The sequence below is a fragment of the Enterococcus sp. ARL09-542 genome, assembly GCF_005234805.1.
Taxonomy (GTDB): domain Bacteria; phylum Bacillota; class Bacilli; order Lactobacillales; family Enterococcaceae; genus Enterococcus_D; species Enterococcus_D gallinarum.
The window spans coordinates 1-19,513 of sequence record NZ_QPQX01000017.1 but is presented as its reverse complement, the minus strand read 5'-3'; the positions used below and the strand labels follow the sequence as shown (position 1 = coordinate 19,513).

The following is a 19,513-nucleotide window of genomic DNA, read 5'->3' as shown; positions in this document are numbered from 1 at the left end:
CAGTTTGGTTTATACCCTTAGCCATAATTATTTATGGAATTTATAAAAAATCAAAGAAGTTTTGGCTTACAGGAATTTGCTTAATTCCAATCTTCCTTATCGTTATGCCGGTAATAGCTATGTTTTTTGGTGGAGATAATATGTAAATTATTTTAGATGAGTCAAAAAAATTGACTCTTCGTAAAATTTTTCATGTTAGTTTTTCCATTCTTGCTATTCTATAGGCTGATTATTTAGCTTATTAACGATAGACTCAATTGGTTTATTGAAACATACGCTACCTAAAAAATAATTAATCGTCAAATGATTTTTGAATATAGGAACAACAAAAAAAGTTGAAGCTAAAGAAATTGGAGCAGACGTTCAAAAAGACGGAACAGTTACAGTTAAAGGTTTAGACGGAAAAATGAAAGTTTTACCAAAAACAGGTGAAACAGCAAATATTGCATTGTCTGTCCTAGGTTCATTAATGGTATTAGGATCAGGAATCATTTTTAAAAAGAGAATTTAAGTAAATTTAAAAGCATGGTCGCAAGTTTCACTAGCAGCCATGCTTTTATTGAATCATTGTAGGACATTTTAAAGATAAAATTGCCCACTTTAAAATTAAACATGTGCTTAGAATCGTTCTAGGCAACACCAATAACAACAGATAGAATCAGCAACTTGGCTTCATTTTAAAATCATGCTATAATGAATGTGCGAAACGAGATAAGTTCTAATGAATAGCACAAAAGCCCAACCTATTGCGAGTAGGTCGGGCTTTTCTTTGCACTTGTTGCGAATACAAGCGTGTGAGTTAGACAGCAACTTGCTTGCTATCGTCTAATCATCTAACCAATGATCAACTAATGTGATTATTAGACCCACTAAAAGTGGTGCGATAACTAACGAGATAATTTGTTCCATGAATAGCACCCCCTTACGGGGCAAGTTGCCGTTAATTAGTATAGCATACTTAATATTCTAAACAGTTGATAAATTAAGATAAAAGCTAAAATCACTAATCACAAGTGATTTGTGATTAATCACTTGTGATTTACAAGGTGTAACGATATAATTAAATGGAAAACGTGCAAAATATTTACATAAACAGGGGGAGAAACTTGGAACTAGCATTTAGAGAAAACTTAAAAAAGATGAGAGGTACCAAATCAAAAGAAAAATTCTCCCAAGAATTAGAAATGAGTAGATCAAATTATTCACGAATAGAATCAGGAAAATCAGATCCAACCATAAAAACACTAGAACAAATTGCAAAGTTAACTAACTCAACGCTAGTAGTGGATTTAATCCCAAATGAGCCAACAGAACCAGAATCAGAACAAGTAACATTGGATTTAGAAATGGAAGAAGAAATAATCTCAACTCTCCAAAATCCTCAAAATACCGCTATATCAAGCCATTTCCAGCCTCTACTTATCCACCCTTGTTATCAATCCCACCAACTCGATGTGGCTTGAGAGGACAGAATGAATGTCATTTGAGTATGTTCGTTCTCGGAAACATATCCACTGCGTTTTTAGCACTATCGGTAGACGGGAACATATCCATTCATGATAAAAAATAACGTGTCTAATTGCATAATCATTATTGAGTAGAGTTGTCAAAAGAATAAACATAACGTATTTCAGTAAGTTTTTTTCCTGTAATTTCAATAATGCATTCATCGTCTTCATTGCATCGCCACTTATTCTTCCGGCTGAATCAATACTACCCCCTGCTCTGAGATGACAATAATGATATCACCTGAAGCTGGTATCCCCTTGTTGAAAGTATATCTTTCAAAAAATTTGACAAAACTTATCATCTAGTACAATTTCCATGCCTAAAACCACAATATTAATATCCCTCGACTACTATAACTTCACCTTCTTCATCAGTTGGGGGTTGAAAATGATCATAATAAGTGGAAGCTGTTTGCTCCGTCAATATGATATCATTTTGATGATTTCCGTTTCTTTTTCGAATACGTTCCATAACAACTTCCTTAGGTGTCTTTATATAATAGATTTTGGGTTCTATGTCGTATTTCTTTAATAATGAAATATATTCATTTCTCATTTCTCTAGACCAAAATGAATAATCGAGAACAATATCAATGTTTTGCATGATAAGTGAAATTAGTTTTTCATCAAGATAGGTTTTAATATCTTCTAAAACCTCCTGAGGTAAAGGATGTTCATTCAAACCTCGTTTGAATGATTCTTCATCATAAGATAGTATTGTCATCCCGGTACTTTCAAATTTTTTTGCTAGTGTTGATTTACCTGCTCCCGCAGGGCCGCACATTAAAATAACTTTACTTTTCGACAAATTATCTACTGTATTTTTCATTGATATAACCTCCTATAACAAACCAAAAAAACATGACACTCTCCTTAAGCATTATTACTATTCGCTCTTTTCATGATTTCCTGTACTATTGATGTTTTAGCATTCGCATAGTGCTGGACATGCCTCCATTTATGCATTGGCACTTAATCTCTTATTACTGGAGTTAAATTCATATGATTTTTAATCTGCAAAAAAGTTTATAGCACCGTCGCTTATACCAGAAAATATAACAAACGCCGCATTGTTTTTTTGTGCACTTTAATAATCTATTCAACTAAGGAATTAAGCTGGCTGTCAAGAGAGTAATATCGTATTGAATCTCAGGTGGAAATTTTCTGCGGTATCTTTTTTGACTGAAATGACATTAGTGTCTTTTGGGGATTGTGTATGTAAGTATTTTTTAAAATCATTTTAACAAGTTTTGGACAAAAATTCTCATGAAAAAACAGAATTTAAATAGCATGATAAATTAGAGAAGATAGTTTAATGTGCTTATAGGAACACCCCACTTTTACAGTCACAATCAATAACCTTGCTACTTTCTTTCGAAATTGATAAGAGTCTAAAGGATTGACAACGCTTGATAGTGAGCATAAGCTTAGTGTACGCTAGTTAGTTTACAAGTGTAAACTAAAAAGTATGATGTGTCGTCTCTGAAATTCTCCCTGATTCAAGTCATAACCAGAGTACATATCGGTTATTTTTTGATTCCATATTTTTTCCTTTATGTGCTGAGGATTAAGGGGTACCAATTGTAATTGCGCGTTATATGGTCTTTGTTTAGAATCGCTCTCCAAAAAGCCAATTTTTTTGCATAGAATTTTAGATGTGGTACCATTAATTAGAATTATTATAAATAAGAAGTAGGTATCATTGTTTCAGTACAAAGACTAGGAGGAATGGAAGATGGAAATAGACTACAAGGATCATGGGAAGAAGCCGTATATCATTAATATTGAAGACGCCACCACAGGAAATGATAATTACCGGACGACCATTTGGACAGGCAGTAAACTGCAAGTCACCGTAATGTCCATTCAACCGGGCGATGACATCGGTTTGGAAGTGCACGAAGGCATTGACCAATTTATCCGTATTGAAGAAGGAGAAGGCGTGTGTAAAATGGGGCCTTCTAAAGATAACTTACATGTTCAACAAAAAGTGATGGATGATGACTCCGTATTTGTTCCGGCGGACATGTGGCACAACATCGAAAACACCGGTGATAAGCCGCTCAGACTGTATACCATTTATGCTGGTCCAGATCACCTTGAAGGAACGGTTCACCCTACTCATGAAGACGCCAAAAACGATCCAAACGAACACTGAGGTACACTAGGATGAAACAAAAGCCCAGCACCCGTATGGATGGTCCACTGGTGCAGGGCTTTTTTATAAAGGAGAGAAGTGGTATGAGTGATTCATTGTTTCAATTAGAGAAGGTTGGTTTTCAGGCAAACGGAAACCAAATCCTTCAAGATATCTCTTTTACAGTAAACAAAGGGGAAGTGATTGTTTTTTCTGGTCCTTCTGGAAGTGGAAAAAGTACCCTTTTGAAATTAATTGGTACGCTGCTTTCTCCAACTTCCGGAAAAATTTATTATCGAGGTACGGATCTGCAAAAAATCGATCCTGTGGAGTATAGAAAAGAAGTCTCTTATTTCTTTCAAAACGCTTCTCTATTCGATGAGACAGTTCAAGAGAACTTGTCTTTTCCTGCCCGCATAAGAGAAGAAGGATTTGATCGGGAACGTGCAAAAAAATTATTAGAACGAGTTCAAATACCTGAAACTTACTTATCGAAAGAGGTCAAGGAACTATCAGGAGGGGAAAAACAACGGGTTGCATTGGTCCGAAATTTGATGTATCAACCGAAAGTGTTGCTCCTGGATGAAGTTACCAGTTCATTGGACCAAGAAAACAGAGCGATTGTCCTTGATTTAGTCCGAGACATGATGAAAGACCAACAAACTACGGTGTTGGCCGTCACTCACAACCAGGAAGAAATCGACCAAGCTTCTCGTCTGATTACTATCAAAGGTGGAAAAATGGAGGAATCGAAATGACAAACAATTTGGAAATCAGTAATCTTTCTTTGCTTTTATCCTCTGTCCTCTTGATAGTTGCCTTGTTGATTGATTACAAAGAGAAATTGGGATTAGGAAACGACATTTTTATTGCGGGAATTCGCGCTGTCGTTCAATTATTCCTTATTGGATATGTATTGAGCTACGTATTACGAGTGGATAACAACTTTCTCACTTTAGCGATGGTTTTGTTCATTGTGTTCAACGCTTCTTATAACGCCCATACACGCAGTGAGGGGATCAACCGCTCTTTTAAAATTTCAACGACGGCTATTGGAGTAGGAACAGCCTTGTCCTTACTCATTCTTGTTTTTTCAGGAGTCATTGACTGGTCCCCTTCCCAAATAGTTCCAATTACAGGCATGATTGCCAGCAACGCCATGACTGCGATTGGAGTGACCTATCGGTCTTTGAATTCAAAATTTACGGACCAACGCCAACAGGTATTGGAAAAATTGGCATTGGGAGCCAATAAAAAACAAGCGTCCATGAGTATTGTAAGAGAAAGCGTCAAAACGGGCATGGCTCCTTCTATTGACCGAACAAAAACGGTTGGACTTGTCAGCCTACCAGGTATGATGTCAGGGTTGATTTTTGCGGGAATTGATCCTGTTCAAGCGATTCGTTACCAAATTGTTGTGATGTTTATGTTGATTTCAGTTACTGCGATTTCTTCGTTTATTGCTAGTTATATGGCTTACCGTGAGTTTTATAACAATCGCAGTCAATTAATTATATGATTTGGGATGATACACTACTCTTAAAACCAGTGGTTACAATTTTATGTAGTTAAAAGAAGACCTCACGAGAATAATTACAAAAAGAACTTCATTTTTTAAGGAAGAAGGATATTTTTGTCATCGAATCTTTGGAACGACTAGGGCGAAACTATGATGAAATTTTTTATATAGTGCAGCAACTGGATTAATTGAATCCTTTAATAAGCAAATCAAGAAATACAGCCACCGCAAGGAACAGTTCCAAAATGAAGAGTCGATGGAACGTTTCTTAGTCTCGTCTTTTGATACTCACAACCAAAAATTCCTAGGTCGCAGTCATAAAGGTTTCCAACAGGCCGAAGGCGAGCTCGAACAAATGCTGAGTCAACCGATGGAGAATTAGAAACAATCTACAGTAGGGAAGAATCATTTACACAAAATTATTGACACTCCCTTAGCTTCCTCTAAAGTAGAAAATTTTTCGATATCAATATCGTAAATAAATAATTTGAGTTGAATATTGTGCAACTCTTTCAAATTTAGCACAGCAAATGACGTGATCAAAGGTGGTCTCGATTGAAAATCATACAAATTTGTTTTTGCTTTTGATGAATATAAACGGTAGTCCGAACTAAAAACTTCCACTGGATAAAAATTAGTATTCATATTTGAACACCTACTTTCATGGTACTTATCCAGTATAGCACTTAAAAGAAGTCAAAAGTAAAAATAGAAAAAACGTAAGGGATTCCTAAGCATTGCTTCTACATCGTAATTACTTGCAAAAAAGAAATATATAGCGTAGGCTGATTAAGCAACATGCATTAATCTAAGAAGAGTACCGGCACAGAAAACTTGGGGAAGTTTTTCTGGACTGCGCCGAATACTCTTCGTTTTTTTATTTTAACATTATTCTTACTTAATAAACATTAGAATATGAGAAGTTGCATTTAACTGATTTTATCTATTGCTTAATATTTTAATAGTCTACGGAATGTGAGGAGGTATTTAGTATAGTATTAGCATAGAGACAAGAGGCTTCTGGTTTCTCTAGAGTTGACTCCATGGTTTATTATAAATAAGAAGAATGAGGAGGAGATTCGATGAATATAAAAAAGCAGCTGAAATGTTTGATTTAAGTGTGGATACACTAAGCTATTATGAGCGTGTTGGCGTGATACCACCCGTTCACCGCCACGAGAGCGGCTACCGAGATTATACTACCAATGATTTAAATTGGATTTATCTAGCAAAAAACTTGCGAAATGCTGGATTGTCGATTGAATCTTTAATTGATTTTGCTCAACTAGTTCAATTACGTGAAACACAAAATGATGCTATATAGATAGAAGGAAAAATTTGGGAGGTTATCATTCTGGATGAAAAATAAGCGTAGCTATTAAAGAATTTTACATTTAACTGCTGAAAAGGAATGGTAAGATTCTCCAAAAATTGTCAATGAGGTTCAAACGATAGAAACAACTATTTTAGACGGACGCGCTTCGCCCATGAACTATTAGGAGTCAAACGGAATAAGAGTTACTGAATCATAAGAACAATGTCAGAAACTATGCAACGATCAGTGGCTGCGTAGCTAACGAACTACCGTGTCGAGTAATTATTACAAAACTTATTAAACCCGTGGTGCTAGTTAATTTTTTCCTAGAGGAAAATGTCTAAACATGTTGGTAAATCAACAAAAAAACGCATATAGTAGTCTCAAAACTCCCAAGAAATGAGGACCACATATGCGTTCATCAAAATATACTGAACATTATACAGATACTTTTATAACATTCAAGGAAATTATGAGAACTGTTTCTAACATATACCACAATTGTGTACCAGATAAGATTAAAAACCGAAGAAATACTGATCAACTGAAGCAACGCGATACAGTGATTATTGCTTGTGTTATATGGGGCATAATTAATGGCTATACTAACCAAAGAGCCACGTATAGAGCGGTTTGTTCCGTCTTATTTCCTAATGGTGACTTTCCTAGTAGGAGTCGATTCACTCGCTTAAGTTCAAACTTAGCTTACACTATCAAGATTATTCGATACTTTTTCATCAAGAAGCTCACCAAAGGTGAACTAGTCGGAATTATAGATAGTTTTCCTAGTTTATTATGTAAACCAGTTAGAAATAGACAAGCAAAACTATTGAATCAAATAGCCAAAGTTGGCTATAACTCAACAAAAAAATCTTATTTTTATGGTCTTAAAATTCATATGATCGTTACTAAGACTGGCTTTCCGATTACTTACTAAATCACGAATCCAGGTGTCCATGACGTGAAAGTGTTAGAGACTTTATCGGAAGAAGCGAATCTTCCCAATATCCTAGGGGACAAAGGATATATTAGCCATAAAATCCATGAAAAGCTTGCCCTTAAGGGCATTACTATATCCGTTCCGCCACGTAAAAACATGGATAAATCTGAAAAACTAGACCACAGCTTACTTGGAAAACAAAGAAAAACAGTTGAGACTGTTTTTTCTTCCTTAGAAAAATTAGGTTGTCAAAATTTCAACTCACGTTCTGTTAAAGGGCTAGAGAGTAGATTTGAAAGCATATTACTGGCTTACAGTGTTCTATTAAGTCGAGCACAACGACGTTTTGAAGGAACTTTGAGATATTCTTTAGGATATTAAAATTAACTAGCACCACGGGTGATTTATAGTATACTATGTCAAAAGGAGGAGTTAGATGAACAATCAAATCACACTAGCGTATTTAGATTATGATGATCTAGATGCTTTACAAGTTGTAAGTGTTGTCAGTTTTTATGAATCGTTTATCGATGGCGCAGATCCACTTGATATGCAAGGATATTTACAGACACAATTGACAACTGAAATATTGGCAGTAGAATTGGCACAGTCAACCAGTAAATTTATTGGTATTAAGGATCATCAAATACTCATTGGTTATATGAAAGTCAATGATGAAAAAGATGCTATAGAGATTCAACGGCTCTATCTGCTCAAAGATTATCAAAACAAAGGGTTAGGGCAACGGTTACTCGATGAAGCGAATCGTTATGCTAAAACGAAACAAAAACGTTATTTACGTTTGACTGTTTATGAAAAAAATCATGCAGGTATTCGTTTTTATGAACGTCATGGATTTAAAAAAATCGGGATCAAACATTTTCCTTTAGGAAAACAAGATCGTATTTGTCCGATTTTAGAAAAAGAAATCTAAAAAAACGTCCTCACTTTTGATGCTGAGGACGTTTTTTTAGACTGGTAATGGAACCATAATTCGCTTTCCTTTTTGATAAATCGCTAATTCCGTCACATCTTTTGCTTTTAACAGAGCAAAAAGATCATCGAAATGGAAACGGAAATGTTCAAGGTAATGCCCATCTGATCCAACACTAAACAAGGTACCACCACGTGAAAGATATAAATCGATGACATATTCATATAACGCTAAATTGTCATACAAGTAAGCGCTCTTAGCATTTAATTCGAATGCCAATTTATTTTTGATTACTTGATCTAGAATCGGTAAAAACTGCGCTTCATATTGTTTAAATTCAGCAACGGATAGACCAAATACCCGAAAACCATAGTCAAAATGAGCAAAGACATCTGCTTCTATAACAACTAGTGCTTCTGAAAGTTGTGCAAAATACTGAGGAATCACAATAGCAGGATCCATATCTTTGACTTCGTCATCTAAATAATCAAATTGACCATTATGATGCACACTGAGTAATTTTAAATCGTAATCTTTATCGGCTAAATAGTCGATGATCCGATCCTTTTCAGAAGCGATGTAACCGATTTCGATGCCTTTTAAAACACGATTGCCAAAACGCTTATTTAAGCTATCGATTGTTTGACTGTACATTTCATAATCGGGGATATCATCGACTTTAGTAACAGGATTGGCTAAGTCAAAATGTTCAGTTGTCACGACGTAACCATCGTAGTTTGTTAAATAGTCCTCATTTCTTGGGAGTTTTGAGACTACTATATGCGTTTTTTTGTTGATTTACCAACATGTTTAGACATTTTCCTCTAGGAAAAAATTAACTAGCACCACGGGTAGTATTTTATATTCTTATATTAAAAAGAAAGATACCGTTTGCATCTTTCTTTTTTTAGTTAAAAGGGAGAATTTATAAAATTAATGAAGTTTTAGTAATGAATCTATTGAAAAATTTTTTTCCATTAGTAATATTGTCTAATAATCAGAATATTCAGAAAAAGGAGGGGCAATATGTCGGAATTTTTTCAGTGGAAATTAGTTTGGGAATATTTTCCAAAGGTTTTAAGTGCTTTGCCGGTTACGTTGATGATAGTAGCAGTGGCGTCGATTACAGGATTGCTTTTAGGGATTTTACTTGCATTTATTCGTGTCGAAAAAGTGCCATTTCTGAGTCAACTGGCGGCAGTCTTCGTTTCATTTATTCGAGGCACACCGATATTGGTTCAACTGTATGTTGTGTATTATGGTGTACCCGCCTTATTACAAATGATTCAAATCGATGTTTCCTCATGGAATAAAATTATTTTCATCTATATCACCTACGGATTAAATACTGCTGCCTTTCAGTCTGAAACTTTCCGGGCTGCGATTCTAAGTGTACCGGTCACACAGAAGGAAGCGAGTATTGCTTGCGGATTGACGAAAACACAAATGTATCGACAAGTGATTTTACCGCAAGTTGTCCGTGTCGCATTACCTGCATTTGGTACAACTACGATTGCACTGCTGCAAGACACATCGCTGGCTTTTACCATTGGGGTAGTGGATGTTGTCGGCAAAGCGCGAGCGATAGGCGCAGTGACCTTCCATACACTTGAAGGCTATGTCGGTGCGGCGATCTTGTTTATTACCTTAAGCTTCCTCTTAGAACGTGTTTTCACCGGTCTGGAACGTCGGATGAGTTTTTCGAAAACAAAACAACAAACAGCAAAAGTACCACTGATATCATGGACCAAAAAACAGCAAAAAATCAAAACAACATAGGAAAATTTTGGGTAGAGGGAAAGGGAGGAATTCAAATGAAAAAAACGATTTTAGGTGCAATTACATTGGTGACACTTTTGGTTTTAGGGGCTTGCGGAAGCAGTTCTGCCGACACTGCAAGCAGTGGAGCAAGTGATGCAACAGAAATCAAGGTGGGTACTGGGAATGAAGCATTGCCATATGCTTATTTAGACGAAAATGGTGAATATGATGGCTATGATGTCGCCGTCGTTAAAGCAATCGACGAAAAATTACTTGATTATACCTTTACCTTTGAAGGAGCGGATTTCCCAACGACGTTATCAAATTTAGAAAGCAATAAAGTCCAGATGGCTGCCTATGAATATGAAGTCAATGATGAACGGAAAGAAAAATTCGTCTATGGGGATGTTGGGTATGTGGTCTGGGATACGTATATTGTCTCTGATTCAGATGCCGGTACGGTCTACGATAGCTTCGAAGATTTAGCAGGAAAAAAAGTCTATGTGACGACTGCTACTAACCAAGCAGCAATGGCTGAGGCTTATCTGGCAGAAAATCCCGAAGCTTTTGAATTGGTTTATGGGGAATACAACAACGAGCAAATCGTACAAGCAGTCACTTCAGGTGCGGTCGATGCAACGTTAGCACCAGAATATCAAGTCGATAATTGGAACAATTCATTTAGTGAAAATCTAGAGATCGGCAGCGAACCAGTCCACAACTCAGATGCCTACTTATTGTTCAACAAAGAAGCTGACCAAGACTTTATTGATGCGGTCAATACAGCATTAGAGGAATTGAAAGCAGATGGAACGATCAAAGAATTATCAGAAAAATATCTAGATGGGGATTATGTCCCAGAATAGGGAGGAATGGCGATGAGTTTTCAATTGTCTATTATGATCGAAGCGCTGAAAACAGCAAGTCATTATATTGGTACGACGCTTTTTATGGCGTTGACCGCACTAGTCATTGGCGCGGTGGTTGGGTTGATCATCGCCTTGATTCGTCTGTATAGGATCAAGATCCTCGCACCAGTTCTGCAAGTGATTGTCACGGTCTTAAAAGGGGTCCCAGTGGTTTTAGTGATTTTAGCGTTATATCTTATTTCTGCTAAACAGTTTGATATTTGGGCGGAGTCGATGCATTGGACTTTGCGGTTTAAAGATTTCAACATGGTTTGGATAGCGATCGCCGCCTTGAGTTTAATGTCTGCTATCAATAGCAGCGAGATTTTCAGGGGCGCATTTGCGGCAGTCAAAAAAGGGCAGTTCGATGCAGCCAAATCGATCGGCATGACGAACTTACAAGTCATCCGTCGTGTGCTGCTCCCGCAAGCCTGGCCGATTTCATTGCCCATGTTCAGTAATTTGCTGATCTCGTTGGTTAAAGCGTCGGCCTTAGCTTCCATGGTCAGTGTTGTCGATGTTTTTGCGGCAGCTAAAATCACGGCCCAGCAAAATTATCGGTTTTTAGAAGCGTATGTGGCTGTTGCGATCATTTATTGGCTGATTAGTTTGGTCATCGAAAAAGGGGCACAATTACTGGAAAATCGGCTGTTGCGCAAACTAAGGAGGGCCGCATTATGATGAAAGTAACGGATATCCATAAGCGATTCGGCAAACAAGAAGTGTTAAAAGGGATTGATCTTGATGTCGCTAAAGGCGAAGTAGTCGTCTTATTGGGGCCTTCCGGTTCGGGAAAAACGACCTTCTTGCGTTGTCTTAATTTTTTGGAACGAGCAGATCAAGGTGTGATTCAATTGGGAGAAACCACCACCACATTGCACAAAGCAAGTAAAAAAGAAATATTGACCCATCAACGGCAAACAGCGATGGTTTTCCAAAATTATGCCTTGTTTCAAAATAAAACAGCCAAAGAAAATATCATGATGCCATTGATCGTGACCAAAAAACAAAGCAAAGAAACTGCCCTGCGAACAGCAGAGGCTTTGTTGGATCAAGTCGGTTTGTCTGAACGACAAGATTTTTATCCTAGCCAACTGTCAGGTGGACAACAACAGCGTATCGGGATCGCCCGTGCGTTGGCGTTGAATCCTAAGGTCATCTTGTTTGATGAACCTACCTCGGCATTGGACCCGGAACTAGTGGGACAGACATTGGCGCTGCTCAGAGAAATTGCGGAAGCCGGTGCGACCATGGTATTGGTGACCCATGAAATGAAATTCGCGTATGAAGTAGCAGACAAAGTAGTTTTCATGGAGAATGGACATATTGTTGAACAAGGCACACCGCAACAAGTATTCGAGGAAACCAAAGAAGAACGAACCAAAGCCTTTTTAGCCCGCTTTACCACACAGCTGGCCGGCTAACAACTATGTAGGGAGGAAATAGAATGGCCTATCAATTCGCACAACGTATCATGACATTAGAAGCATCTCCATTAAGAGAGAATGCAAAAAAAAATATGGAGTCTGCAGCAGCTATTTCCTTTGCTTACGGATTTCCACCGACAGAAGCATTTCCAATGGCTACATTGAAAGAGATCTCGCAAAAATTATATAACGAAGCGAACCCAGAGTCTTTCTTGCAGTATGGGGCATCAGAGGGGTATCCGCGCTTACGGACCTTGATCAAAGAACGTTTGCGTCAATTGTCAAATATCGATAACGAAGAGGAGGTGCTGGTGGTTTCGGGCTCGACCCAAGCCATGGATTTGGCGGTAAAAGTCTTTTGTAATGAAGGCGATGTGGTGTTATGCGAGGAGCAAACATTTTCCGGTGCGGTGAATGCTATCAAAGGATATGGGGCGATACCAGTGCCGGTACCGATGGATCTTGCAGCAGAATCAATGGATCTTGACGCTTTAGAAACAATCCTCAAAACAGACGCAAGAGTGAAAATGTTGTATCTGATCCCCACTTTCCAAAACCCTTTAGGCACATCAATGCCATTGGAAAAACGTAAAGCCATTTATGCATTGGCATGTCAATATGATGTGCTGATTTTTGAAGACGATCCTTACGGTGAGTTGTTGTATGAAGGTACACCGATCCCTAAGATGAAAACATTAGATACCGAAGGACGAATCATTTATGCGGGATCTTTTTCAAAAATTTTGGCACCCAGCAGCCGGATTGGTTTTATGATGGCTGCTGGTCCTGCAATGGAAAAATTGATTTTGGCCAAGCAATCCGCCGATTCCCACACCAATTTTTATTGGCAAGTGGTATTGGCCGAATATATGGATCATCATGATTTCGAAGGTCATGTGGCCCAATTGACCTTGTTGTATCAAGAGAAATATGCCCGCATGCTGCAAGCATTACAGGCACTGCCAACGGATAAGCTTACCTTTATCAAACCAACAGGCGGCTATTTTATCACCTGTTTCCTATCGACTGAGATGGACGCAGAGCGGTTCTATGATTACCTTGATGAGGCGAAAGTTGCGGTCATTCCAGGCAATATCATGAGTGTTGCGGGAAAAGGCTATGAGCATTCATTTCGGCTGAATTTTACGAAGCCGACATTGGCACAGATCGATCAAGGGATCGCTTTATTAGGTGATGCGTTGGAATACGCTATGCCGCCAGCATATGAAGGGGTCATTTAGGAGGTGTTGCCAATGAAATTGATTTATTACGGGGTAAGTGAAGAGGAAATTGCTTATATCGAACGGTGGCAATTTATCCACAAAACACCAGTGACGATCGTAATGGAGGGCTTGTCTTGGGAGAATATCCATTTGGCAGCAGGGCACGACGGCATCTGTTTGTATCCTAGTCTGGCTATGCAGCAAGATGAGTCCCTGTACCAACGCTTGCATATTTTAGGGATGAAGCAGTTATCGATCAAATCAACGGGGGTCGACGGTGTTCGTTTTGACTGGGCGCAAAAGCATCAGTTGACGGTCACCAATGTCCCTTCTTATAGCCCAACATCGGTGGGCCATTACACTGTGATGTCGATCTTGATGGCTTTACGCAATATTCCAGCAATGATCAAAGGAAAACTTGATCGACGGTCTGTGATTGGTCGGGAGCTACAAGACGTAACAGTCGGTTTGTTAGGCACTGGTCGAATCGGTGCTCTAGTCGCAGAAGCGATTTATCATATGGGGGGACATGTGATTGCCACTAGTAGGAGTGAAAATCCTCGGTTGAAGGGGATTGTCGAATATGTGTCCTTTGAGACCTTGATTGCTGCATCGGACGTCTTGTCGATCCATATCCCGCTGACAAAAGCATCAGAAGGGCTATTTTCGGCCTCTGTTTTTGCACAGATGAAGCCTGGCAGTTGTCTGGTCAATACGGCACGTGGGGGAATCGTTGATACGGATGCGTTGATTGCCGCACTCGCGCAAGGGCGTTTGTCTGGTGCTGTATTAGACGCTATCGCCAATGAAGAACGGTATTTTTCAGTTGGGTGGGATCAAAATCCTTATTATCAACAGCTGAATCAACTGCCAAATGTGCTTTTGACCCCGCATATTGCGTATTATACCCAATTGGCTGTACAAGAAATTGCAGAAACAGCTTTGAACAATGCAAGAGATATTTTGCTAGAAGGACAATCTGCCAATACGATCGCGCTTTGAGCGATAGAAAAGAAAGGGTGGGAGTATGCTGCAAGCAGAAATCAAAGGATTGAAGAAGTCTTTCGATAAACAAGTCATCTTAAAAAAAGTTGGCTTACAAATTGAACGTGGGGAAGTTGTATGCATCATTGGTCCTAGCGGCTCTGGAAAAACGACCTTTTTGCGTTGCTTGAATTTGTTGGAGCAGCCTGATGCGGGGAGTTATTCTATCGGTGACTTCCAGTATGATCTCGCACATATTGGCAAAACCCAACGATTGGAGATCGCCCGCAAAACAGCGATGGTCTTTCAATCCTATGAGCTGTTCAGCCACATGAATGTGTTGCAAAATGTGGCGGAAGGACTACGCACACCACGGCGTTTTCCAAAAAAACTGGCAGAAAAAGCAGCTTTATCTGCCTTAGAAAAAGTGGGTTTGGCAGATAAAGCTATGATGTATCCTAGTCAACTGTCTGGCGGACAGCAACAACGTGTAGGTATCGCCAGAGCGATGGCTTTGACGCCAGAATTATTACTGTTTGATGAACCCACTTCAGCGCTCGATCCAGAACTTGTCGGTGATGTCCTAAATGTCATGAAGCAACTGGCTGATAGTGGGCAAACGATGATCATCGTGACGCATGAAATGCAATTTGCACAAGAAGTCGCGGATAAAGTGATATTCATGGCGGATGGTGTGGTGGTAGAAGCGGGAACACCAGAAGAAATTTTTGAGGATCCGCAAGAAGAACGTACACAGCAATTTTTGACACAAGTACGTTTTCAATTAGCTGTATAGAAGCGAGGCACAATATGGAAAAGGTGAACAGCTCTAGTCGGCTTTGGTCGAAAGATTTTTACTTAGTGATGGTGGTCACGGTACTAGCAATGACAGCCATCACGACCCAAATGGGGACTATGCCGTTATATGTTGCTTCTTTAGGTGGTTCTAAAGCAGTATCCGGCGCCATTGTAGGTGTCTTGGGGCTATCTGCTTTGTTTTGCCGTTTGCCAATCGGTGTGGCATTGGATCGATATGGACGCAAAGTCTTGCTTTGTATGGGATTAGCCATTCTGTTGATTGATTTTAGTTTATTGAATCTGCTGCAGGGGCTATTGATGCTTTTTTGTCTGCGCATCTTGCAAGGGGTGGGCAATAGTTTGCAAGCGACAGCAGCAGCGACGATGGCAGTTGATACGATTCCTGAAGGCAAATTAGCAGTCGGATTGGGGTATTTCAGTATCGCCCAGGCTGTGCCGAGTGCCATCGGCCCGTTGATAGGACTTGCTGTTGTAGAAAATTATGGATTTCCTGTACTTTTTCGGATGGCCGTCTTGTTGAGCGGAACAGCTTTTTTGTTGAGTTTCTTTTTGAAAGAACAGCCCTTTTCACGGAGGAATACGCACTCTGGCGAAGCGAAATCATCGTTACGAGAACTGCTTCGCATCAAAGCGGTTGTGTTTCCTAGCGGTATCCTTTTTTTGATATGCTTTGCCAATTCTGGCGTGGTGGCGTTTATTGCACAATATGCCCTTGAACGTGAGATTATCGGCGCAGGCTATTATTTTACGGTCATGTCGATCATGACGGTCACAACACGGGTCGTATTTCCACGTTTGCTCGCCAAAATCCAAACGGCTACATTGATTTATGGCAGTTTATTATTGATTTTGGTTTCTTTTTGTCTGTTGCCATTTACGACACAGCTCAGTAGCTTGCTTCTGGCCGCGAGTTGTTATGGTGTCGGTTATGCCGGCTTATTGCCTGTGATGAATACGATTGTATTAGAATCGGTGTCTGAGGCGCAGCGAGGGCAAGGGACAGCGGTATTTTCAGCAGCCTTAGATGTAGCTTATGGAGGTGGGGCTTTTTTGTGGGGAATCATCGCCAGTCTTTTTGGCTTTGACATGATGTTTTTTGGGTGTGGTCTGTTTGCTTGTGGGGCGATGATTGTTTATCGCTATTTCCAATTATCTCAGCGTTGATGTTAGGAAATTTAACATAGGATGTAATCTGCAACTTGCGCTTCTGTTGTTTTCTCGATAAACTGAGAAAATAATGAGAACGGGGGATGATTATGGATAACTTAGACCGCAAGATACTGAACATCATGCAGCAAAATGCCCGAGTCACTGTCAAACAGATCGCAGAGCAATGCTTTATTTCATCGCCATCTGTTTCTGTGCGGGTACAAAACCTTGAAACCCTTGGGTATATCCGTTCTTATCAGGCACTGATCGACTACCAAAAACTTGGTTATCTGATCAAAGCGTATGTCCATTGCGCAGTGAATGCCAAAGATAAAGAAGCCTTCTATGCCTATATCGCAGACATCCCAAATGTGATCGAGTGTGACTGTATCACTGGAGATTATTCTATGCTCTTGAAGGTTTATTTTAGTGATACGGTCGTCTTGGATCGGTTTATCACAGATTTGCAATTTTATGGGGATACCAAAACCCACATTGTATTTTCAACGAATGTCGGACCACGAGGGTTGCAAGTGCCAGTCGATGACCAGTGACCCCTGTATATAAAAAAAGCGTGCCTGTCTATGTGAGATAAGCGCGCTTTTTGGGTTTTCAGAATTGATATCCTCGAGAGGGAACTGGCGTCGAGAAAACGATTTGGGTGTTGGTTCGACCGAATTTTTGCAAGTCATTGATAAAGCTGTCCAATGATTTGGTAGAAGGGAAAACGACTTTGATTAACATTGAATAAGGGCCGGTGACACAATCACATTCCAACACATTGGGGATCGCCTGTATGAAAGGATAGAAACTTGCTTTTTGCTGTGGTTCGATCGACAGGTGGATAAATGCTTTGATCGGCAAGCCGGCTTGTTCATAGTCAATCGTCGCTTGATAATACAACAATTGCTCGGTTTCTTCTAAATGTTTTATTCGTTGGGAAACAGCAGGTGCAGTGATGAATAACGCTTCACTTAACTTTTTGATCGATAACCGACCATTTTGCTGCAACAGATTCAACAACTTTTTATCTAGTTCATCCAAATACTTTCCTCTTTTCTGTTTTTGTACTGTTTCTCTTTGTTTTTCAAAGTGAAAGGAATCAATTTCAAGGATTAACAAAGAGATGGCTGAAAAGGCTCGTGTCTTTTTCTCTTATGTGATATTTTATCACATATAATACAAAAAGGGGCGTTTAAATCATGATGAGGATCGAATCAGATACAATTGGCAGTCTACCTATATACGAGGGGGCTTATTATGGTATTCATAGTTATCGCGCAAAAGAAAATTTTGCTTTCACTGATCAAAAAGTTGATCTGACGATGATCAAACAAGTAGCACGTATCAAAGCCGCAGCTGCGCTAGCCAATCAACAATCTGGCACGCTATCCAAAGAAAAAGCACAAATCATTGTGACTGCTGCGGAAGAAATCATCATGGGCAAGTGGGATGAAGAATTTATTGTTGATACATTTCAGGGGGGAGCAGGAACATCCACCAACATGAATGTGAATGAAGTGATCGCCAATCGCGGGTTAGAATTGATGGGGCATAAGAAAGGGGAATATCAATATCTTCATCCTTTAGACGATGTCAATCAAAGCCAATCCACCAATGATGTCTATCCTAGTGCTGGGAAACTGGCTTTGCTTGTATATATTGAACAATTGGATGAAGCGCTGGTACAGTTGATTGACAGATGGCATATGAAAGCGAAAGAATTTCAGCACGTGGCAAAAATGGGGCGAACCCAACTGCAAGAGGCGGTGCCAATGACAGTAGGGGAAAGTTTCGCTGCATATGCCCACAGTTTGACGCGTTGCCGTGAACGGCTGCACCACTTATCGGCAGAACTATTGACCTTAAATATGGGTGGGACAGCCATTGGGACAGGTCTTAATGCGTCCTATCGCTATCAAGAATACCTCTATCAAGAATTGAACCGACGTTTTCCAAGACCCTTACGGCCAGCGAATGACCTGATTGATAGTACACAGCATACCGACAGTTTCGCCTCGATTTCAGGTGGATTAAAAACGATTGCCATCACATTGAACAAAAGCGCCAATGATCTGCGTCTCTTAGCCAGCGGTCCGCGAACTGGTTTTCATGAACTCAACTTGCCAGCAAGACAAGCAGGCTCATCGATCATGCCGGGCAAAGTCAATCCAGTCATTCCAGAAGTTATCAGTCAAATTGCATTTCAAGTGATTGGAAATGACGGTGCCATCACCTTTGCGGCAGCTTCCGGAGAATTGGAATTGAATGCTTTTGAGCCGGTGATGTTCCATAATTTATTTGAATCATGTCAACTGTTGACCAAAGCGTGTCAAATTTTTGCCGATAAATGTGTGGCAGGTATTACCGTCAATGAAACAGCTTGTTCGAAAGCTGTAAATAACAGTACAGGGACTATTACAGCCCTTTCACCGCAAATTGGTTATGAAAAAGCCACTGCTTTTGTCAAAGAAGCATTGGAAAAAAATTGTTCCATCGAGGAGCTATTAAAGCAAGAAGAATTCTTGCGGACAGAAACTTATCAGTAAGGAAAAACTGAAATATCCATATACCTAAAAGCCTAAAAGCATAAAAAAATAAAAAACTTATCTGTAGTAGGGATTTGTGTCTGGTAAAAGACACTCAATCTCGCTGAGGATAAGTTTTTTAGATTTTTGTCAATGAGTCAAACAAAAGTATGGTAATCCATCTTAAAATTTATATAGACAGAATGATATTCAGTTTAACTCAGGAGAGTGTAAAATATTTTGTGTAAATAGAAAAAAGGAAGTCCCTTCTGTAGAATAGAGTCACCACAACACATTCACAGAAGAGAGGACTTCCCTATGAACGATTTTACTACAGAAATTCTAAAGACTCTAGCGAACA

General features: G+C 39.4%; 20 protein-coding genes and 3 pseudogenes. 19 read left to right on the top strand and 4 right to left on the bottom strand.

Annotation, left to right across the window (positions count from 1 at the left end; genetic code table 11):
- Positions 1-310 precede the first annotated feature (310 nt).
- Positions 311-511, top strand: a complete 201-nt coding sequence (locus tag DVW06_RS14540) for an LPXTG cell wall anchor domain-containing protein (RefSeq protein WP_002337566.1) — start codon at positions 311-313, stop codon at positions 509-511.
- Positions 512-825: 314 nt separating this feature from the next.
- Here the strand turns inward: DVW06_RS14540 and DVW06_RS14535 are convergent, their stop codons facing one another.
- Positions 826-909 (bottom strand): type I toxin-antitoxin system Fst family toxin, encoded by an 84-nt coding sequence (locus tag DVW06_RS14535; protein ID WP_071869432.1) that lies wholly within the window; start codon positions 907-909, stop codon positions 826-828.
- Between the two features lie 197 nt (positions 910-1,106).
- Here DVW06_RS14535 and DVW06_RS14530 point away from each other — a divergent pair, with 197 nt between their 5' ends.
- Positions 1,107-1,463 carry a helix-turn-helix transcriptional regulator gene (locus DVW06_RS14530; RefSeq protein ID WP_021150498.1) on the top strand — a complete coding sequence of 119 codons (357 nt, stop codon included), beginning with the start codon at positions 1,107-1,109 and terminating at the stop codon, positions 1,461-1,463.
- A gap of 379 nt (positions 1,464-1,842) precedes the next feature.
- Here the strand turns inward: DVW06_RS14530 and DVW06_RS14525 are convergent, their stop codons facing one another.
- Positions 1,843-2,337: an AAA family ATPase gene (locus tag DVW06_RS14525; protein ID WP_002337568.1), complete on the bottom strand. Its 495-nt coding sequence runs from the start codon at positions 2,335-2,337 to the stop codon at positions 1,843-1,845.
- Between the two features lie 906 nt (positions 2,338-3,243).
- On the opposite strand from DVW06_RS14525, the gene DVW06_RS14515 reads away from it, so the two are divergent.
- The 7 genes and pseudogenes from DVW06_RS14515 (at position 3,244) to DVW06_RS14475 (ending at position 8,353) form a co-directional block, all read left to right on the top strand.
- Positions 3,244-3,666, top strand: coding sequence for a cupin domain-containing protein (locus tag DVW06_RS14515; protein WP_137264807.1), 423 nt, complete (start codon positions 3,244-3,246; stop codon positions 3,664-3,666).
- 83 nt (positions 3,667-3,749) lie between these two features.
- Positions 3,750-4,403, top strand: coding sequence for an ABC transporter ATP-binding protein (locus tag DVW06_RS14510; protein WP_002307505.1), 654 nt, complete (start codon positions 3,750-3,752; stop codon positions 4,401-4,403).
- Positions 4,400-5,164: an ABC transporter permease gene (locus DVW06_RS14505; RefSeq protein ID WP_002318452.1), complete on the top strand. Its 765-nt coding sequence runs from the start codon at positions 4,400-4,402 to the stop codon at positions 5,162-5,164. The genes DVW06_RS14510 and DVW06_RS14505 overlap by 4 nt, the downstream gene beginning before the upstream one ends.
- A 175-nt stretch (positions 5,165-5,339) precedes the next feature.
- Positions 5,340-5,546, top strand: a pseudogene (locus DVW06_RS14500) (IS256 family transposase); the annotation flags it as partial.
- 684 nt (positions 5,547-6,230) lie between these two features.
- Positions 6,231-6,476, top strand: a pseudogene (locus tag DVW06_RS14490) (MerR family transcriptional regulator); the annotation flags it as partial.
- 415 nt (positions 6,477-6,891) lie between these two features.
- A pseudogene (locus tag DVW06_RS14480) lies at positions 6,892-7,800 on the top strand (IS982-like element ISEfm1 family transposase).
- A 55-nt stretch (positions 7,801-7,855) separates the two neighbouring features.
- Positions 7,856-8,353: a GNAT family N-acetyltransferase gene (locus DVW06_RS14475; RefSeq protein WP_002295755.1), complete on the top strand. Its 498-nt coding sequence runs from the start codon at positions 7,856-7,858 to the stop codon at positions 8,351-8,353.
- Positions 8,354-8,389: 36 nt separating this feature from the next.
- On the opposite strand, the gene DVW06_RS14470 is transcribed toward DVW06_RS14475, so the two are convergent.
- Positions 8,390-9,073 carry a PHP domain-containing protein gene (locus DVW06_RS14470; RefSeq protein WP_003125413.1) on the bottom strand — a complete coding sequence of 228 codons (684 nt, stop codon included), beginning with the start codon at positions 9,071-9,073 and terminating at the stop codon, positions 8,390-8,392.
- A gap of 306 nt (positions 9,074-9,379) precedes the next feature.
- On the opposite strand from DVW06_RS14470, the gene DVW06_RS14465 reads away from it, so the two are divergent.
- From DVW06_RS14465 to DVW06_RS14425, 9 genes are all read left to right on the top strand, one after another.
- Positions 9,380-10,132 (top strand): amino acid ABC transporter permease, encoded by a 753-nt coding sequence (locus tag DVW06_RS14465; protein WP_003125416.1) that lies wholly within the window; start codon positions 9,380-9,382, stop codon positions 10,130-10,132.
- 35 nt (positions 10,133-10,167) lie between these two features.
- Complete coding sequence (locus DVW06_RS14460) at positions 10,168-10,980, top strand: transporter substrate-binding domain-containing protein (protein ID WP_117474740.1); 813 nt, start codon at positions 10,168-10,170, stop codon at positions 10,978-10,980.
- A gap of 12 nt (positions 10,981-10,992) precedes the next feature.
- Positions 10,993-11,703 carry an amino acid ABC transporter permease gene (locus DVW06_RS14455; protein WP_021150492.1) on the top strand — a complete coding sequence of 237 codons (711 nt, stop codon included), beginning with the start codon at positions 10,993-10,995 and terminating at the stop codon, positions 11,701-11,703.
- Complete coding sequence (locus tag DVW06_RS14450) at positions 11,700-12,446, top strand: amino acid ABC transporter ATP-binding protein (protein ID WP_003125420.1); 747 nt, start codon at positions 11,700-11,702, stop codon at positions 12,444-12,446. The genes DVW06_RS14455 and DVW06_RS14450 overlap by 4 nt, the downstream gene beginning before the upstream one ends.
- Before the next feature lie 23 nt (positions 12,447-12,469).
- Positions 12,470-13,690, top strand: a complete 1,221-nt coding sequence (locus tag DVW06_RS14445) for an aminotransferase-like domain-containing protein (RefSeq protein ID WP_003125421.1) — start codon at positions 12,470-12,472, stop codon at positions 13,688-13,690.
- A 12-nt stretch (positions 13,691-13,702) separates the two neighbouring features.
- Positions 13,703-14,674, top strand: coding sequence for an NAD(P)-dependent oxidoreductase (locus tag DVW06_RS14440; protein WP_005470349.1), 972 nt, complete (start codon positions 13,703-13,705; stop codon positions 14,672-14,674).
- Between the two features lie 25 nt (positions 14,675-14,699).
- Complete coding sequence (locus DVW06_RS14435; RefSeq protein WP_003125423.1) at positions 14,700-15,452, top strand: amino acid ABC transporter ATP-binding protein; 753 nt, start codon at positions 14,700-14,702, stop codon at positions 15,450-15,452.
- A gap of 14 nt (positions 15,453-15,466) precedes the next feature.
- Positions 15,467-16,639, top strand: coding sequence for an MFS transporter (locus tag DVW06_RS14430; RefSeq protein WP_003125425.1), 1,173 nt, complete (start codon positions 15,467-15,469; stop codon positions 16,637-16,639).
- Between the two features lie 92 nt (positions 16,640-16,731).
- On the top strand, positions 16,732-17,178 hold the full coding sequence (locus DVW06_RS14425; RefSeq protein WP_005470356.1) for an Lrp/AsnC family transcriptional regulator: 447 nt from the start codon (positions 16,732-16,734) through the stop codon (positions 17,176-17,178).
- 58 nt (positions 17,179-17,236) lie between these two features.
- Here DVW06_RS14425 and DVW06_RS14420 read toward each other — a convergent pair whose 3' ends face one another.
- Positions 17,237-17,668: an Lrp/AsnC family transcriptional regulator gene (locus DVW06_RS14420; protein WP_003125427.1), complete on the bottom strand. Its 432-nt coding sequence runs from the start codon at positions 17,666-17,668 to the stop codon at positions 17,237-17,239.
- A 158-nt stretch (positions 17,669-17,826) separates the two neighbouring features.
- Between DVW06_RS14420 and DVW06_RS14415 the strand changes: the two genes are divergently transcribed.
- A complete protein-coding gene (locus tag DVW06_RS14415) occupies positions 17,827-19,173 on the top strand; it encodes an aspartate ammonia-lyase (RefSeq protein ID WP_003125428.1) in 1,347 nt (448 codons plus the stop codon).
- Positions 19,174-19,513 lie beyond the last annotated feature (340 nt).

Excerpts from the sequence above, each read along its gene's own strand:
- DVW06_RS14535 (WP_071869432.1), bottom strand. The coding sequence starts at position 909 with ATGGAACAAATTATCTCGTTAGTTATCGCACCACTTTTAGTGGGTCTA.
- DVW06_RS14525 (WP_002337568.1), bottom strand. The coding sequence starts at position 2,337 with ATGAAAAATACAGTAGATAATTTGTCGAAAAGTAAAGTTATTTTAATG.
- DVW06_RS14515 (WP_137264807.1), top strand. The coding sequence starts at position 3,244 with ATGGAAATAGACTACAAGGATCATGGGAAGAAGCCGTATATCATTAAT.
- DVW06_RS14510 (WP_002307505.1), top strand. The coding sequence starts at position 3,750 with ATGAGTGATTCATTGTTTCAATTAGAGAAGGTTGGTTTTCAGGCAAAC.
- DVW06_RS14505 (WP_002318452.1), top strand. The coding sequence starts at position 4,400 with ATGACAAACAATTTGGAAATCAGTAATCTTTCTTTGCTTTTATCCTCT.
- DVW06_RS14475 (WP_002295755.1), top strand. The coding sequence starts at position 7,856 with ATGAACAATCAAATCACACTAGCGTATTTAGATTATGATGATCTAGAT.
- DVW06_RS14465 (WP_003125416.1), top strand. The coding sequence starts at position 9,380 with ATGTCGGAATTTTTTCAGTGGAAATTAGTTTGGGAATATTTTCCAAAG.
- DVW06_RS14460 (WP_117474740.1), top strand. The coding sequence starts at position 10,168 with ATGAAAAAAACGATTTTAGGTGCAATTACATTGGTGACACTTTTGGTT.
- DVW06_RS14455 (WP_021150492.1), top strand. The coding sequence starts at position 10,993 with ATGAGTTTTCAATTGTCTATTATGATCGAAGCGCTGAAAACAGCAAGT.
- DVW06_RS14450 (WP_003125420.1), top strand. The coding sequence starts at position 11,700 with ATGATGAAAGTAACGGATATCCATAAGCGATTCGGCAAACAAGAAGTG.
- DVW06_RS14445 (WP_003125421.1), top strand. The coding sequence starts at position 12,470 with ATGGCCTATCAATTCGCACAACGTATCATGACATTAGAAGCATCTCCA.
- DVW06_RS14440 (WP_005470349.1), top strand. The coding sequence starts at position 13,703 with ATGAAATTGATTTATTACGGGGTAAGTGAAGAGGAAATTGCTTATATC.
- DVW06_RS14435 (WP_003125423.1), top strand. The coding sequence starts at position 14,700 with ATGCTGCAAGCAGAAATCAAAGGATTGAAGAAGTCTTTCGATAAACAA.
- DVW06_RS14430 (WP_003125425.1), top strand. The coding sequence starts at position 15,467 with ATGGAAAAGGTGAACAGCTCTAGTCGGCTTTGGTCGAAAGATTTTTAC.
- DVW06_RS14425 (WP_005470356.1), top strand. The coding sequence starts at position 16,732 with ATGGATAACTTAGACCGCAAGATACTGAACATCATGCAGCAAAATGCC.
- DVW06_RS14415 (WP_003125428.1), top strand. The coding sequence starts at position 17,827 with ATGATGAGGATCGAATCAGATACAATTGGCAGTCTACCTATATACGAG.